Source organism: Streptomyces sp. (genome assembly GCF_050698815.1).
Classification (GTDB): domain Bacteria; phylum Actinomycetota; class Actinomycetes; order Streptomycetales; family Streptomycetaceae; genus Streptomyces.
Genome location: NZ_JBOHCV010000738.1, coordinates 1 through 14,110, shown reverse-complemented (window position 1 = coordinate 14,110; position 14,110 = coordinate 1). Strand labels below are relative to the sequence as shown.

The 14,110-nt window shown below is 69.3% G+C and carries 18 protein-coding genes; 6 read left to right on the top strand and 12 right to left on the bottom strand.

From position 1 onward, the window contains the following. Positions 1-67: 67 nt before the first annotated feature. Positions 68-967: a nucleotidyl transferase AbiEii/AbiGii toxin family protein gene (locus tag ACRDP3_RS26210; RefSeq protein WP_431519481.1), complete on the bottom strand. Its 900-nt coding sequence runs from the start codon at positions 965-967 to the stop codon at positions 68-70. Beyond that, complete coding sequence (locus tag ACRDP3_RS26205) at positions 967-1,581, bottom strand: type IV toxin-antitoxin system AbiEi family antitoxin domain-containing protein (RefSeq protein ID WP_431519480.1); 615 nt, start codon at positions 1,579-1,581, stop codon at positions 967-969. The genes ACRDP3_RS26210 and ACRDP3_RS26205 overlap by 1 nt, the downstream gene beginning before the upstream one ends. A 305-nt stretch (positions 1,582-1,886) precedes the next feature. On the opposite strand from ACRDP3_RS26205, the gene ACRDP3_RS26200 reads away from it, so the two are divergent. The 3 genes from ACRDP3_RS26200 to ACRDP3_RS26190 all read left to right on the top strand — a co-directional run bounded on the left by ACRDP3_RS26200 (position 1,887) and on the right by ACRDP3_RS26190 (position 3,858). Continuing rightward, positions 1,887-2,360 (top strand): hypothetical protein, encoded by a 474-nt coding sequence (locus tag ACRDP3_RS26200; RefSeq protein WP_431519479.1) that lies wholly within the window; start codon positions 1,887-1,889, stop codon positions 2,358-2,360. A gap of 95 nt (positions 2,361-2,455) precedes the next feature. Beyond that, entirely contained in the window at positions 2,456-2,854 is a 399-nt protein-coding gene (locus tag ACRDP3_RS26195) for a nuclear transport factor 2 family protein (protein WP_431519478.1), read from the top strand. 194 nt (positions 2,855-3,048) lie between these two features. Next, a complete protein-coding gene (locus ACRDP3_RS26190; protein ID WP_431519477.1) occupies positions 3,049-3,858 on the top strand; it encodes an SAM-dependent methyltransferase in 810 nt (269 codons plus the stop codon). Between the two features lie 63 nt (positions 3,859-3,921). Here ACRDP3_RS26190 and ACRDP3_RS26185 read toward each other — a convergent pair whose 3' ends face one another. From ACRDP3_RS26185 to ACRDP3_RS26150, 8 genes are all read right to left on the bottom strand, one after another. Continuing rightward, positions 3,922-4,596: a DUF642 domain-containing protein gene (locus ACRDP3_RS26185; RefSeq protein ID WP_431519476.1), complete on the bottom strand. Its 675-nt coding sequence runs from the start codon at positions 4,594-4,596 to the stop codon at positions 3,922-3,924. A gap of 145 nt (positions 4,597-4,741) precedes the next feature. Beyond that, positions 4,742-6,208 (bottom strand): nucleobase:cation symporter-2 family protein, encoded by a 1,467-nt coding sequence (locus tag ACRDP3_RS26180; RefSeq protein WP_431519475.1) that lies wholly within the window; start codon positions 6,206-6,208, stop codon positions 4,742-4,744. Between the two features lie 212 nt (positions 6,209-6,420). Continuing rightward, positions 6,421-7,812, bottom strand: a complete 1,392-nt coding sequence (locus tag ACRDP3_RS26175; protein ID WP_431519474.1) for an 8-oxoguanine deaminase — start codon at positions 7,810-7,812, stop codon at positions 6,421-6,423. Positions 7,813-7,848: 36 nt separating this feature from the next. Continuing rightward, positions 7,849-8,766: a factor-independent urate hydroxylase gene (pucL, locus tag ACRDP3_RS26170; protein WP_431519473.1), complete on the bottom strand. Its 918-nt coding sequence runs from the start codon at positions 8,764-8,766 to the stop codon at positions 7,849-7,851. Positions 8,767-8,773: 7 nt separating this feature from the next. Continuing rightward, entirely contained in the window at positions 8,774-9,166 is a 393-nt protein-coding gene (gene uraH / locus ACRDP3_RS26165) for a hydroxyisourate hydrolase (protein ID WP_431519472.1), read from the bottom strand. Further along, a complete protein-coding gene (gene uraD, locus ACRDP3_RS26160; protein ID WP_431519471.1) occupies positions 9,163-9,702 on the bottom strand; it encodes a 2-oxo-4-hydroxy-4-carboxy-5-ureidoimidazoline decarboxylase in 540 nt (179 codons plus the stop codon). The genes uraH and uraD overlap by 4 nt, the downstream gene beginning before the upstream one ends. Before the next feature lie 135 nt (positions 9,703-9,837). Further along, positions 9,838-10,509: a class I SAM-dependent methyltransferase gene (locus ACRDP3_RS26155; protein WP_431519470.1), complete on the bottom strand. Its 672-nt coding sequence runs from the start codon at positions 10,507-10,509 to the stop codon at positions 9,838-9,840. A gap of 102 nt (positions 10,510-10,611) precedes the next feature. Beyond that, positions 10,612-11,253, bottom strand: coding sequence for an HNH endonuclease family protein (locus ACRDP3_RS26150; protein ID WP_431519469.1), 642 nt, complete (start codon positions 11,251-11,253; stop codon positions 10,612-10,614). A 379-nt stretch (positions 11,254-11,632) separates the two neighbouring features. Here ACRDP3_RS26150 and ACRDP3_RS26145 point away from each other — a divergent pair, with 379 nt between their 5' ends. After that, positions 11,633-12,196, top strand: a complete 564-nt coding sequence (locus ACRDP3_RS26145; RefSeq protein WP_431519468.1) for a snapalysin family zinc-dependent metalloprotease — start codon at positions 11,633-11,635, stop codon at positions 12,194-12,196. A gap of 126 nt (positions 12,197-12,322) precedes the next feature. On the opposite strand, the gene ACRDP3_RS26140 is transcribed toward ACRDP3_RS26145, so the two are convergent. Continuing rightward, positions 12,323-12,646 (bottom strand): helix-turn-helix domain-containing protein, encoded by a 324-nt coding sequence (locus ACRDP3_RS26140; protein WP_431519494.1) that lies wholly within the window; start codon positions 12,644-12,646, stop codon positions 12,323-12,325. Between the two features lie 53 nt (positions 12,647-12,699). Continuing rightward, positions 12,700-12,954 carry a hypothetical protein gene (locus tag ACRDP3_RS26135; RefSeq protein WP_431519467.1) on the bottom strand — a complete coding sequence of 85 codons (255 nt, stop codon included), beginning with the start codon at positions 12,952-12,954 and terminating at the stop codon, positions 12,700-12,702. A gap of 131 nt (positions 12,955-13,085) precedes the next feature. Here ACRDP3_RS26135 and ACRDP3_RS26130 point away from each other — a divergent pair, with 131 nt between their 5' ends. Together ACRDP3_RS26130 and ACRDP3_RS26125 are read left to right on the top strand one after the other, a co-directional pair. Then, on the top strand, positions 13,086-13,919 hold the full coding sequence (locus ACRDP3_RS26130) for a TIM barrel protein (protein WP_431519466.1): 834 nt from the start codon (positions 13,086-13,088) through the stop codon (positions 13,917-13,919). A gap of 56 nt (positions 13,920-13,975) precedes the next feature. Further along, positions 13,976-14,110 (top strand): NAD(P)-binding domain-containing protein (locus tag ACRDP3_RS26125; RefSeq protein ID WP_431519493.1); only part of this gene is annotated, 135 nt, incomplete at its 3' end.

Here is a 14,110-nt window from a genome sequence, read left to right as displayed (position 1 = left end):
CGGCTCCGCCGGCCGGCGGGCGATCCGGAGCGAGACTTGGCGAAACAGCGGCATGGCGGCAGGCGCTTCAGGACCACGCGCCGGTCGCTGTGTCCCAACTGTGGGTGGTGGCCTTGCCGGCGAGGAGAGGATCCGCGAAGGAGGTGACCTGCCGGATCACGTCGGTGAAAAGTTCGGGATAGCTCGTTGCAGCGGAACCCTGTCGACGGCGCCATGCGGCGTAGGCGGTCTGGCGGCGCTCCGCGAGATCCGTGATCGAGGTGCTGAGCGGTTTCAGAGTGATGCCCCGGTGTGCGGCGGTGGCAGCCAGCGCCGCGGTGAGCTCTCCACCGTCGAGGTTGTTGAGGGACAGAAGGCGGTAGAGGTCCGCGTAGTCACGATCACGGGTGTTCAGGTCACCCAGCGAGACAGCGGTGGAGAGCTTTTCGGCGATGACAGTGGCGAGTGGGTAGCCGAAGATCTCGAAGCTCTCGGCCGCGAGTTGCTGCGGGTAGTTGATGGTCCGGGGCCCGGGAGTGACGGGATCGCCGAAACTTACATCGAGTTGGAGCTTGAGCCGGGCGCGGGCGACCGACGCGGCCATGGTCAGGCGCAGACCGTGGTATTCACCCTCCTCCCGGATGGGTGCTGTCTTCAGCGTCGTGGGGTCGAATTCCACGCCGTCATCGACCTCGGTGGCGGCGATCACGCCGATTCTGCGGACGATCTCGCCATCATCTCCAGGGAACGAGCGGCCGAGAATGTCGATGTCACGGGTCATCCTGCGGGCACCGAACTGGGCGAGGAGCAGACCACCCTTGAGAACGAAGTGCTCCCGTCCGAGCGGCGACATCGCCAGGCGGTAGAGGAACCGCTCGAGTACGTACTCGACCATCACCTCGTCCGTCGAACGGCCGTTTCGGCGGGCCAGGTTGCGCAGGTCGTTGTAGACACGTCCGGCGGTCGTGTCGCGTGTGGGATTGGGCATCAGGCGAGTACCGCCTCAACGGCTGGACGAATGACGGACAGCGCATCCAATTCACGAGCGATGCGCTGGAGTTCACCGACTCCGCCGCGTCCGCTGCTGCGCAGGTAGCGGCCGAGCGCCGCCAGGGCGAGTGTTTCACCGAGGCGATGGCGGTGGCGCATGGCATCGACGACGCTGCGGGCGGCACTGTACACCGGGACCGTTTCTCCCGGCGCGGCTTGGAAGGGTTCGATACCGATGGGGAACGTCCTCGCTGCGTACTGGGCGATGACAACGGGCGGATAGGAGATCGCCGGGCGTCGGGAACCGCGGGGCACGGCAATGTGCACCGCTGCCGGGATGTCGTCGATCAGCTCATGCAAGGCCAGCGCGGACTCGCCGCAGACAACGGCGCGAGGGGCCCGCGTGCACACGGCCAGCAGGTCCGCGTGCGCGGTCTCCGGCGCGTCCGCGCGCCGGTAGACACCGCGGGAGAGTTCGTCGATCGTCCCTTCCCTGACCGAAGCCGCCAGGTCACGAGGGGAGAGCAAGGCCTGACGTGCCTGCGCTGCGGTGAACGTGGGGGGAAGCCCGGCCAGGCGCTGCTCCAGCCGAGAGTCATCCGTAGAAGGCATGTATCAAATGATACCCCTAAGGCCACTCGAGGGGATCGAATCGATACACCCCTTGACCATGAAGGCTCCGAACACATCAACCCTCCAGGTCAGAGGAGAGCAGTGCCCATGTCGCCCGTCTTTCGACCGTCGAACAAACCCGCGCAGCGTGGGCGAGGGGCTACACTGCGTCCTTGGCGCTGTCTGTGCGCCTGACCTCTTGACCGGGTACTCACGCTCCCTGGCACCGCAGAGGCGAAGGTGACCTTCTTGTCATCGCGGGCGTGCCGGCTTCCGGGTCGCTTCCCTGTCGGCCTTTCCCGGCGATGATGACGGGTCTGCGCGAGGGGCTCGCACCGTTCGCCTTCGGCCGGCCGGTTCCGTTCTTCCACGGCGTACGCAGGCTGTACGGATGCCTGGAGATCGAGTACACCGCGCCCGGCGCGACGCGACCGCTGTACGCACGGTTCCTCGACCGGGCCGGTGAACCGGAAGCGGCGGAGCTGTTCCGCGAGTCGGGACACGGATGGGAGCGGCTGGCCGCCCTCGCCCTGGAGACCGTATCGGGGCTGGGTGACTACACCGAGATCTGCGAGGAACGGATACGCCTGGTCATGTCACACGGCCCCGCCGCGGGAGCGGAGATCCGCGCTATGGGAGACCGGGCCGACGCGCTCGCCGCGGACTACGAGGCGCCGGAGGAGGGCAGCCGACGCGAGTTGTTCGACGAGATGGCCGGCATCGTGGACTCGTGCGCGAGGCTCGAACGCAACGCGGTCAGCCTCCTCATGGCGGAGTAGACGAAGAGCGATGAGTTGCGGTCGTCGCGGTGGTCCCCACGTCGCACACATTCCAGCAAGGCCGCCGCCGAGCGGCGGCCACGAAGGGACCGGCCGTGGATGACGACGAGACGCAGATCCGGACGCTGATCGAGCGATGGGCGAGGGCCGTGCACGAGGGTGACATGGACGGGGTCCTCGCCGATCACTCCGACGACATCGTGATGTTCGATGTGCCGCCACCCAACGACGGGGTACGGGGCATGGACCGCTACCGGGAGACGTGGCCGCCGTTCTTCACCTGGCAGCGACTGGGCGCCTCCTTCGAGATCGTCTCGATCGACGTCACGGCAGGAGACGATGTCGCCTTCGCGCACGCGTTGCTGCGCTGCGGAACTCAGGACGAGCTGCGAGCGGACCCCGGCAACCGCCTGCGCCTGACCTTCGGGCTGCGCAAGGAACGCGGACGCTGGGTGGTGGCGCACGAGCACCATTCGTTCCCACTCAAGGGCTGACGAGAAATCTCCCCCGGCATCGGGCGACGTACGGCCTGAGGCGCGGCGTGACGCTGGGGCTCGATACCGCGCCCGGCGCAGGCGGGGAGCGGCATCGCGCGAACGCGATTACGCTGGGCGGCCCGACCCGACTTCCCGTCAACTCCAGTCAGTTTCCCGCCCGTTCAGCACGATCTGCAGCTCGGAGGAGCGCGATGACTTCCCACAGCGGACCCAGGCCGGTGGAGACCGGCGAGGCGCACTCCGCGCGGGTGTACGACTACATCCTCGGTGGCAAGGACTACTACGACGTCGACAAGCAGGCCGGGGACGCAATGGTACGGGAGTGGCCGGCGCTGCCCGTCCACATGGCCGAGAACCGGGCCTTCATGCACCGCGCGGGCCGCTACCTGGCCCGGGAGAAGGGGGTGCGGCAGTTCCTGGACATCGGCACCGGCCTGCCCACCTCACCCAACCTGCACGAAGTCGTTCAGGGGGAAGCACCCGAAGCGCGGGTGGTCTACGTCGACAACGACCCCATCGTCCTCACCCACGCCCAGGCACTGCTGACGAGCAGTCCGGAGGGGAGGACCGCCTACATCGACGCCGACATGCGCGACCCGGACGCCATCCTGTCCGACCCGGCGGTCGAGGAGACCTTCGACCTGTCCCAGCCGGTGGGGCTGATGGTGATCGGAATTCTCCACTTCATCCACACCGCCGACGACGATCACGGCCTGGTCCGGCGCCTGCTGGACCCGCTCCCTTCCGGCAGCTACCTCGCCGCGACGATCGGCACGGCCGACTTCGCCCCGCGGGAAGTCGGCCGGGTGGCGGAGGAGTACGAACGCCGGGGAATGCCCATGCAGTTGCGCACCCGCGCCGAGGCGTCCGCCTTCTTCGACGGGATGGACCTGGTCGACCCCGGTGTCGTACAGGCCCACAAGTGGAATCGCCTGCCAGACGCCGACCCGGTGGATGACCGGGACGACGCGATGTACGGCGGACTCGCCCGTAAGCGGTGAGACAGTGCCCCGGGGCCGGGCCGGGCCCCGGGGCACTGTTCTCTTGGGCCAGGACTACTTCAGTCAGCCGGTCTGCTGCACGCGCACGTTGGTGATGGCCGCCTGACAGCTTGACGAGCCGTTGCCCCTGAAGGCGACGTTCGAGTCGGTTCCGCCCGCGGAGAACTGCATCTCGACCGACTTCCAGTGAGCCGATCCGTCCGCAGTGGCGGCACGGAGCGTCTGCTCCATATTCGCTCCCGTCGTCCTGTCGGTCACAGTGACCGAGAAGGACGTGTCCTGGTTCTTGCAGCGCTTCCAGGCGTCCGGGCTGTGCTCGAAGCTCAGCGTGTAGCTGCCGCCGTCCTCGGTGCGGATGTCCTGTTCGATCCCGCCGTCCGCCGAGTACTCCGCCCCCAGGTCCACCGCCTGGTAGCCCCTGGGGTGGGCGGCGAGCTTGGCGTTCAGCAGGTCGAATCCGCCCGGGTTGATTCCCTCCCAGCCCTTCATCTCACCCTGCACGCTGTCGCCGTCCCGTCGGCTCTTGGCCTTGTTCGGGAGCGTCGGGGCGTCGAACGTACCGTTCCTGATCAGGTTCCCCGCCATGGCGGAGCGCCCGTGCGCCGCTGCTGCGGCGACGGTTTCGGAGGCGGAGGAGCGTGCGCTGTCTGCCGTAGAGGTTCCGGCGCAGAGGGTGGCGGTGAGGGCGAGACCGCAGGAGACGGCGGCGAGGCGCCGGGTGAGTCGCATGGAGATCATGACGCACTTCCTAGTGCGCCCGGGACGCGACGGCCTGAAACGACACCCCCCGAGGCTGCCGCTTCAGCCGCCACGTCCCCCGAACGGCGGCCCCAATCCGATATTCCGCCGGCGGCCAACCGTTCGACGTGGCTGCTGTTCGGGGTCAGCGGGCCCGTTCCCCCGCGTCGACCTCGCGCTGCTGCGGGACCGCGCGGTCGCCCGGCGGCATCTCACCGCCCCGCCGGCCCACGTGGTTGAAGAGCAGGTTGAGCACGACCGCAGTGATGCAGCCGGTGGAGATGCCGGAGTCCAGGATGATCTTCGCGCTCTCCGGGAGCGTGTGGAAGAACTCGGGTGCGGCGACGGGGATGACACCGACCGCCAGGGAGACGGCCACGATCAGGACGTTGTTGTCCTTGTCCAGGTCCGCCTTGGCCAGGGTCCGGATGCCGCTGGCGGCGACCGAGCCGAAGAGCACCACGCCCGCGCCGCCCAGCACCGGTTGCGGCACCGTCGCGATCAGGGCGGCGGCGACCGGGCACAGCCCCATCAGAATCAGGATGCCGCCGCCGGCGGCGACCACGTAGCGGCTGCGGATCCTGGTCATCGCGACCAGACCGATGTTCTGGGCGAAGGCGGTGCACAGGAAGCCGTTGAAGAAGGGGCTGAGGAAAGAGCCGAGGGTGTCGGCCCGTAGCCCGGCGGCTATCGTCCGCTCGTCCGCGGGGCGGTCGACGATCTCCCCCAGCGCGAGCATGTCCGCGGTGGACTCGGTCATGGAGACGAGCATGACCACGCACATGGAGACGATGGCGGCGAGGGCGAACTGCGGTGCGCCGAAGTGGAACGGAGTCGGGAAGCCGATGACGTCGGCCTTGCCGAGGGCGCTGAAGTCCGTGAGCCCGGCCGGTATCGCGATGAGGGTGCCGACCACCAGCCCCAGCAGCACCGCGACCTGCTTGACGAAGCCGCCCGTGAAGCGGCGCAGCAGCAGTACGACGACGAGCGTGGCGCCCGCCATGGCGATGTTCTTCGTGTCGCCGTAGTGCGGGTTCTGCGGGTCGCCGCCCTGCGCCCAGTTGAAGGCGACCGGCATCAGCGAGACACCGATGAGGGTGATGACGGTGCCGGTGACGACGGGCGGGAAGAAACGCACCAGCTTGCTGAAGTACGGGGCGAGTACGAAGCCGAGCGCCGCCGCCACCATGCAGGCGCCGAAGATGACCGGCAGCGCGTTCTCGGGCCCTTCCGCCTTGTTGATCGCCAGCATCGGGGCGACGGAGGCGAAGGTGACTCCGTTGACGAAGGGCAGCCGAGCGCCGATCCGCCAGACGCCGAGAGTCTGCAGGAGGGTCGCTATGCCCGCCAGGAAGAGGCTGGCGCCGGTGAGAAAGGTGAGTTCGGTGACGGACAGCCCGACGGCCGCGCCGATCACCAAGGGCGGCGCCACCACGCCCGCGTACATCGCCGTGACGTGCTGCAGGCCGGTGGTGAGGAGCTTGAGCGGCGGCAGCGACTGGTCGACCGGGTGCTTCCCCTCCCCCGCAGGCCCGTCGGGCCCGCCTTCCGGCCCGTCCTCGCTGTCCGTCGGCTGCTTGCCTTGCGCGCTGAACCCGGGCGTATCGGCCACGGCGTCCTCCTGTCGAAGTCAGAGGTCACGGTCATGCTGCGGGTGCGGTGCCGTTGCGCCCGGTGGTGCCGGACCGTCCCGGGAGCGTGAAGGGTTGGGCCACGCCCCGGGAACGGCGGTGCTGCTCGATCTTGCCTGATCCGGCCGGGAGCCGTCCCTCCCGGCCGGAGTTCATGGGGTGGGTGTGCCGGTGAGGCGCCGGATCAACCGGATCAGCCCGCTTCCCCGGCGATACGGGCGAGGCGCCGCGCCTCATCCCGTGCGCCGCGCGCGATCAGCTCCTCGTCGGCCGTGACGAGACGACCGTCCTCCACCACCGTTCGCCCGTTGACCATGGAGAGGGTGACGGGCGGGGCGGAGCCGAGTACGAGCGCGGCGACCGGGTCGGCGATCGAGGAGTGCCCGATGCCGTCCACCCGCCACAGCACCAGGTCGGCGAGCTTGCCCGGCTCCAGTGAGCCGGTCTCCGCCTGCCTGCCGAGGACTTGGGCGCCGCCGTAGGTGCCCAGTCGCAGCGCCTGGCGCGCCGTGAGGGCCTTCTCCTTGTGAGCGCCGAGGCGGTTGATGAGCAGCGCGTTGCGCAGTTCGGTGTGCAGTTCACCGGACTCGTTGGAGGCGGTGCCGTCAACGCCGAGGCCGACCGGGACACCGGCGGTCAGCATGTCGGGGACCCGGGCGATGCCCGCGCCGAGCCGGGCGTTGGAGGACGGGCAGTGGGCGACGCCCGTACCCGTACGTCCGAAGGCGGTGAGGTCGGCGTCGCTCATGTGCACGCAGTGCGCCATCCACACGTCGTCGCCGAGCCAGCCCACCGACTCGAGATAGTCCGTCGGTCCCATCCCGAACTTCTCGTGACAGAACTTCTCCTCCTCCACCGTCTCCGAGCCGTGCGTGTGCAGCCGTACGCCCTTGCGCCGCGCCAACTCGCCTGCTTGTCGGAGCAGTTCGGTGGTGACCGAGAAGGGCGAGCAGGGAGCGACGCCGATCCGCAGCATCGAGTCGAAGCCCGGGTCGTGGTAGGTGTCGATGGCCGCTTCGGTGGCGGCGAGCGCCTCGTCCGTCGTCTCGACGGCGAAGTCCGGCGGCAGCCCGCCGTCCGACTCCCCCGAATCCATGGAGCCCCGGGTGGGGTTGAAGCGGACGCCCAGCTCGCGGGCGGCGCGGATCTCGGCGCCGAGCAGGTCTCCGGCCCCGCGCGGGAAGACGTAATGGTGGTCCACCGCGGTGGTGACGCCGCCGCGCACCATCATGCCGAGGGAGCCGCGGGCCGCGGCGTAGACCATGTCCTCGTCTATCCGGGCCCAGACGGGATAGAGGGCGACGAGCCAGTCGAAGAGGTTGGCGTTCTGGGCGAGGCCGCGGGTGAGCCACTGGTAGAAGTGGTGGTGGGTGTTGATGAGTCCGGGCGTGGCCAGGTGCCCGGTGCCGTCCACACGCCGCACGACGTCGCGCAGCCCGTCCGGGGCGGGGCCGGCGCCGACGGACTCGATCCGGTTCCCGGCGACGACGATGTGGCCGCTCGCGTGTTCGGTGCCGTCGGCGTCGACGGTCGCGACGGCACAGTTCTCGATGACGACGCGTTCGCGCTCTGTTCGGTCTGCCATGTGAGTCCTCGCTGCTGGGGCGCGCCCGGGTCGGGGTCAGAGGTTGGTCGTGTCGACCGGTATCAGGGCTTCGGCACCGTCCCGCAGCACGGTGGCCTCGATGAGGCCGTACGGGCGGTCGGCGGCGATGTAGACCGCGCCGTCGACGGCGTCGTTCTTGATGCCGAACGGGGTCAGATCCACCCGGAAATGGTGCTTGTTGGGCATGGAGAAGCGGATCTCCTCCAGCTCCGGGCGGTTTTCCAGCACGCGCGAACCCATCTGGTAGAGGGTCTGCTGGAGCGAGAGGGAGTAGGTCTCGGCGAAGGCCCGCAGCATGTGCGCCTTGGTTCCTTCGTAGGACTGCCGCCAGTCGGGCGCGGCAGCCTGCGCGTCGCCGGTCCAGGTGTGCCGCCACACGGCGGTCACGTCGGTGGCGAGGATGCGGTCGTAGTCCTCTTTGAGGGTCGTGTACTGGTCCTTGAGGTAGCCCCAGAACTCCGAGTCGGTGGAGTTGAGGACCGTCAGTCCCTTGAGTCCGCTGAGGACTTGGAGGCTGTCACCGTCATAGCTGATCTGCGCGGTGCGGGTCTCCTGTCCCGTACGGACGAAGGAGTGGCCGGTCCCGTCCTCCCCCAGGGAGGCCGCGATGCGCTCCCATGCGTACTCCTCGACGCGGATGCGGGCCGTGCTGATCGGCTCGGCACTGTCCACGAAGTGGCGGGCCAGCGCGATGCCGAACTGCTCGGGGGACTCGATGCCGTGCGCCTTGGCGAAGGCGAACACGGTGTTCTTGGTGGTGTCGGTGGGCAGGACGTGGGCGTTGGAGCCGGAGTAGTGGACCTCGTCGAGGTCGCCGCTGAGGGCGACCGAGACGTTGAGGTCCTTGATGTGGTGGGTGTCGCCGTCCCGGGTGATCTTGACGACGCGGTTCTCCGCCTTGCCGTACTGGTTCTGGCCGAGGATCGTGGGCATGTCGGGGTCAGCTCCCTCGGTAGACGGAATAGCCGTACGGATTGAGCAGCAGCGGCACGTGATAGTGCTCGCCGGGTGTCACCGCGAAGACCACGGTGACCTCGGGAAAGAAACTCGGGGCGTTCGCGTGCCGCGCCTCGGCCCGTTCGTCGGCCTTGCTCTGGAGATACGGCTCGACTTCGAAGGTGAGCCGCGCGTGCGTGGTGCCCTCCGGCAGCAGCGGCAGGTCCTTGCAGCGCCCGTCCGCGTCCGTACGCGACGCGCCGTGCACCGCCCATCCGTCGCTGCGGCCCGTACGTCCCGACACCTCGACGGCGACACCCCGGGCGGGGCTGCCGGCGCTGGTGTCCAGGATGTGTGTGGACACCGACGCCGTCGTGGTGGCGTGTGCGCTGCTCATTCTCGCTCGCCCTCTTTCTCCGTCAGACCGGTCTTTTCGGCCAGACGTGCCAGCCGGATGCGGTTGATCTTCGTCAGCTCGGTGCGGACGATCTCACCTTCCGCCGCCGGTGAGTTGTCGATGCGGTGGCGCGCCGCGTCGCGCAGCTGCTCGGCCGTCAGTCCGGTCGCGCAGATCAGGAAGACGTGCCCGAACTTCTCCTGGTAGGCCAGGTTGAGTTCGAGCATCTCCGCCTTGAGCCGCCCGTCGGCGTCGGCCATGCCGCGCTGTTCGCGGGCGGAGGCCGGGTCGCCGGGCCGGGGCCGCCCGATGGGCGGATGGCCCGCCATCGCCTCGGCCAGGTCCGCCGCGGTGAGCTCGGCCATGGCGGTGTCGCTCGCGGTGAAGAGGGCCGCGGTGTCGGCGTACGGGCGCCGGGCGAGCAGAGTGGCCGCCCAGGCGCGGGCGGCGCAGACCTCCTCGAGCGCGGCGCGGGCGTCGCTCTCGGCGGCCGAGTTGAGCCAGGTCAGACCTGGTGCTGCGGGGGACGCGGTCACGTAGGGGCCTCCGAAGCGTGGTGCTGTTCCGGGCTGGGAACAGCTAAGCCCCCGGGGCACACCACGTCAACACTTTGTTGAAAACGACTGGGACGTCCGTGCCGCCGAGACCGGCCGAGGTCATCGATTGCGGGCTCACGTCCGCCGGAACTCCGCGCGCCACCGGTAGGCGCCCGGCTGCTCCGGACGTGGCACCTGCTCTACTCGGATGGCGCGCAACCCACCGGCTGCGAACGACTCCACCTCCGACCGAGTGAGCGGCCACGGCGGGCCGTCCACGTCCTCGCCCTCCTCGCGGATCCCGGAGATCACCACCAGTACGCCGCCGGGCGCCACCATGCGCCCGACATGGACGATCGCGTCAGCGCGTACGGTCAACGGCATGGACTGCACGGTGATCGACTCCACCACGAGGTCGAACGCGCCGGCCCACTCGGCGGGCGGGTCCAGCAGATCGGCCACCACGTAGTCCACCGCGGACCCGGGGAAACGAGCCCGCGCACCACGGACGGCTGTCTCGGAAATGTCGAAGGCGATGGTGCGGAAGCCGAGCCCCCCGACGTATTCCGCATCCCGCCCGAGTCCGCAGCCGACCACCAGCGCCTGCTTGCCGCCCGCCCCGTCGAGCTCACGCAGGCCGGCCCACTCGACGAGCAGCGGGTTCGGCTCGTCGCGGTCCCACGGCACGATCGCGTCACCGGCCGCGGCCTCCGCGTAGAGCCGCTCGAACCACCCGGTCGGATCGTCCCGCGAGAGCGCCTCGGCGGCCAGCCGGCTCGCATCCGCGTCGTCAGGATCGTCGGTCATGTGGCCAGCCTGGCACGCGGACCGCGTGTCGGGGAGGGCCACTGGATGTCCGCCCGCGCTCCGGCCTCCCCCGTGGGCCGAAGGCGGGCGGACGTTGTGCTGTCAGCAGCCGTTGAGGACCGAGGACAGGGAGCTCTTTTCCGCGGAGTCGACCGTGAGTCCGTAATGGTGCTTCACCTGGACCCATGCGCGGGCGTAGGTGCAGCGGTAGGCGGTGCGAGAGGGCCACCAGGTGCCGGGGTCCTGGTCTCCCTTGGACTGGTTCACGTTGTCGGTGACCGCCAGGAGTTGGGGCCGGGTGAGGTCGTTGGCGAAGCCCTGCCGCGTGGAGGTGGACCAGCCGTAGGCGCCCGAGTCCCACGCTTCCGCCAGGGGCACGAGGTGGTCGATGTCGACGTCGGAGGCCGCGCTCCACGTGGCCCCGTCATAGGGCGAGTACCAACTGCCGCTGGTGGCGGCGCATGCCGAGTCGGTGACCACGCCGGTGCCGTCACGCTTGAGGACGGTTTCCCGGGTGTTGCAGGTGCCGCTGATGGTGATCCAGTGCGGGAACAGGTCGCGGTCGTAACCGGTGCGGGAGTGCTCGGTCGTGGCCGGCATGGAGGAGAGGTAGGAGCGGGCCGTAGAGGCGGCGATGGGGGTGGGCAGAGCCGCATGGGCCGGGGTGCTGCCCAGGACGGTGACCGCTGTGGTGCCGATGGCTATCAGGGTGGCGAGTATGCCGCGGCGTATGTGGCTGCTCATGCGTGTTGGCTCCCAAGGTGGGGTTATGGGACGAGCGGTGTGATTATCGTGATAGTCAGCTGTCTATGCGGATAGACCTCGCACGGTGAAATTCCTGTGACAACCCGTCAACACGCGGGCGGCGCCTGGTCGGTGCGCGTGCGTGCGAGGAGGGATCGGACCCCGCCGATCAGGAGCGTCACTCGCGGCCACACCGGAGCGACACGGTCACGGCGTCCACGGCCAAGCCCGCAACCAGCCGGCCAGGCACATCCCTTCAGGTCGGCAAGGTCCCGCTTGAGAATCAGCCGCCGGAGTTGCGCCCTGGAGGAATCCGCCGTTGTCATTCAGGGCATGAACACGCCAACACTTGAGCTCTGTCCCCCACCAGGAGGCTGATGTGTTGGTCCGTAATGTCGCCCGAGCGGCCCTCGTCGGGACGCTGACGGCTCTCGCTCTGCTGAGCGGCCAGGCAGTGGCCGCCCCGGCGGAATCACCGCAGAAGACTGCCGCGCCGACAGTCCTCACCTACGACGCCGGCCAGTCCGCCGAGTTCGCCGAGGCGGTGGACAGCGGCGTGCAGGTCTGGAACGAGAGCGTCGCCGGCGTCCGCCTCGAACCGGCCGGGGCCGGTGAGCAGGCCAATGTGCGCATCGTCGCCGACAACGGCTGGCCGCGCGCCGTCACCACCAGCCTCGGCAACGGCACCGTCTACATGGGCCGTCAAGCGGTGCAGCAGGGCTACCACACCACCCGCATCGCGGCCCACGAGCTGGGACACATACTCGGTCTGCCCGACATCAAGCCGGGCCCGTGCTCGAGCCTGATGTCCGGATCCACCGCCGGAACCTCCTGCACCAATCCCAACCCCGATGCTTCGGAGAAGGCCGAGGTCGAGGAGAACTTCGCTGAAGGCTTCGCGGGCGCGGCCGACCGTGAGCGGAGCCTGGTCTTCCAGGACTGATCAGCCGAGCGGCATCTCCCGAAGGCTGCGGTGGCCCGTCTGCCGCTTCCGGTACTCAAGCAGCCCGCTCCGGTCTTCGGGAGACAGCTCGAGCGCCGCGGCCAACCGTGGGGCCGTAGCCGGACCTCACTTGTCCGCGCACTGCTCCGTCTCGCGGTTGAGGTAGTTGTACACCGTGAACCGGGAAACGCCGAGGGCGCCGGCGACCGTCTCCACGCCGTGGCGCACGGAGAAGGCGCCGCGCGTCTCCAGGACGCGCACCACCGACTGCTTCGTCTTGCGGTCCAGTTCGGACAGCGGCATCCCGTGCCGGCGTTCCAGCTCGGCGAGGATGTGGTCGAGGGACTCGGACAGGTGGGGCAGCCGTACGGCCACCACGTCCTCGCCCTCCCAGGCGAGGACGACGTCGTCGCCCTTCGCCTCCTCGGGTCCCACCATCTCGCCGCCCATGGCGTCCACCAGCGGCTGCACCGCAGCGATGAAGGGGTGCTCCTCGGCCCCGGTCACGCGTCGTCCTCGTCGGCGATGACGTTGAGCTGAAGCGAGACGCGGGTGGCGCCGGCGCCGAGGGACTCGCGCAGCACTGCGTTCACCGCCGCGAGTACGTCGTCGGCCGCGCCCTCGGCCGTGTTGCCGAACGGGCCCACGTCGACGGAGTCCAACTGCGCCGTGCGCACCACGTCGCGGGCCACCAGCGCATGCGGCGGAGCCTCGTCCAGGTCGAAGGGCTCGGTCGTGAACTCCACTCGCAATCGCACAGCGCCAACCTACGCGACTCGCGCCGAAGCGCGCCGCGCCCCCTTGACACGTTTCGCCCTGCGAGAGCATTCTTCCATGAAGCAGAAAGCAACTTCCATAATACGGAACTATCCAAGGGAGGACGATCACAGTGGCCCAGCACCGCTACACCGTCAACCTGTCGATCCTCTTCACCGAACTGCCGCTCCTGGAGCGCCCGGCCGCCGCTGCCGCCGCCGGGTTCACCGCTGTCGAGCTGTGGTGGCCCTGGGTGGACGAACCCGCACCGGAGCGGTCCGAGCTGGACGCGCTGCGCCGGGCGCTGACCGATGCGGGCACCCGGCTGACCGGCCTGAACTTCTACGCCGGGCAGCTGCCGGGGCCGGACCGCGGCGCGCTGTCGGTCCCGGGCCAGGAGTCCGAGAAGTTCCGGCGCAACGTGGAGGTGGCCGCCGGCTTCGCGGAGTCGATGGGCTGCACCGCCCTCAATGCCCTGTACGGCAACCGCGTCGAGGGCGTCACCGAGGCCGAGCAGGACCGACTTGCCCTGGAGAACCTGACGTCGGCAGCCCATGCCGCCGACCGCGTCGGCGCCGTACTGCTCATCGAGGCGCTCAACGCACCCGAGTCACCGCACTACCCCCTCGTGAGCGCGCCCAGCGCGGTCGACGTCGTCGACAAGGTCAACGCGGCGACGGGGCTGGGCAACGCGAAGTTCCTGATGGACCTCTACCACCTGGCGATGAACGGCGAAGACCTGCGCCGCGTCATCGACGCCTACGCCGAGCGGACCGGGCACGTGCAGATCGCGGACTGCCCCGGCCGTGGCGCCCCCGGCACCGGCGAACTGGACTTCGCCGAGCTGCTCGACCGGCTGAGCGACGCCGGCTACGACGGCTGGGTCGGCCTGGAGTACAAGCCGGGCGACGTACCGAGCGCCGACTCCTTCGGCTGGCTGCCACGCGAGCTGCGCGCCGCCCCATAGGCCATGACTCCGGTGAATGAGCCCCCGTACGCGACGACTTCGAAAGGCAACGACGCATGAGCTACACACCCGGGAACACCAAGGTCGGCTTCATAGGACTCGGCATCATGGGCGCCCCCATGACGCGCAACCTCGTCGAGGCCGGCTACGACGTGACCGCATTCGACCGCGACCCGGCGCCCGTCGAGGCG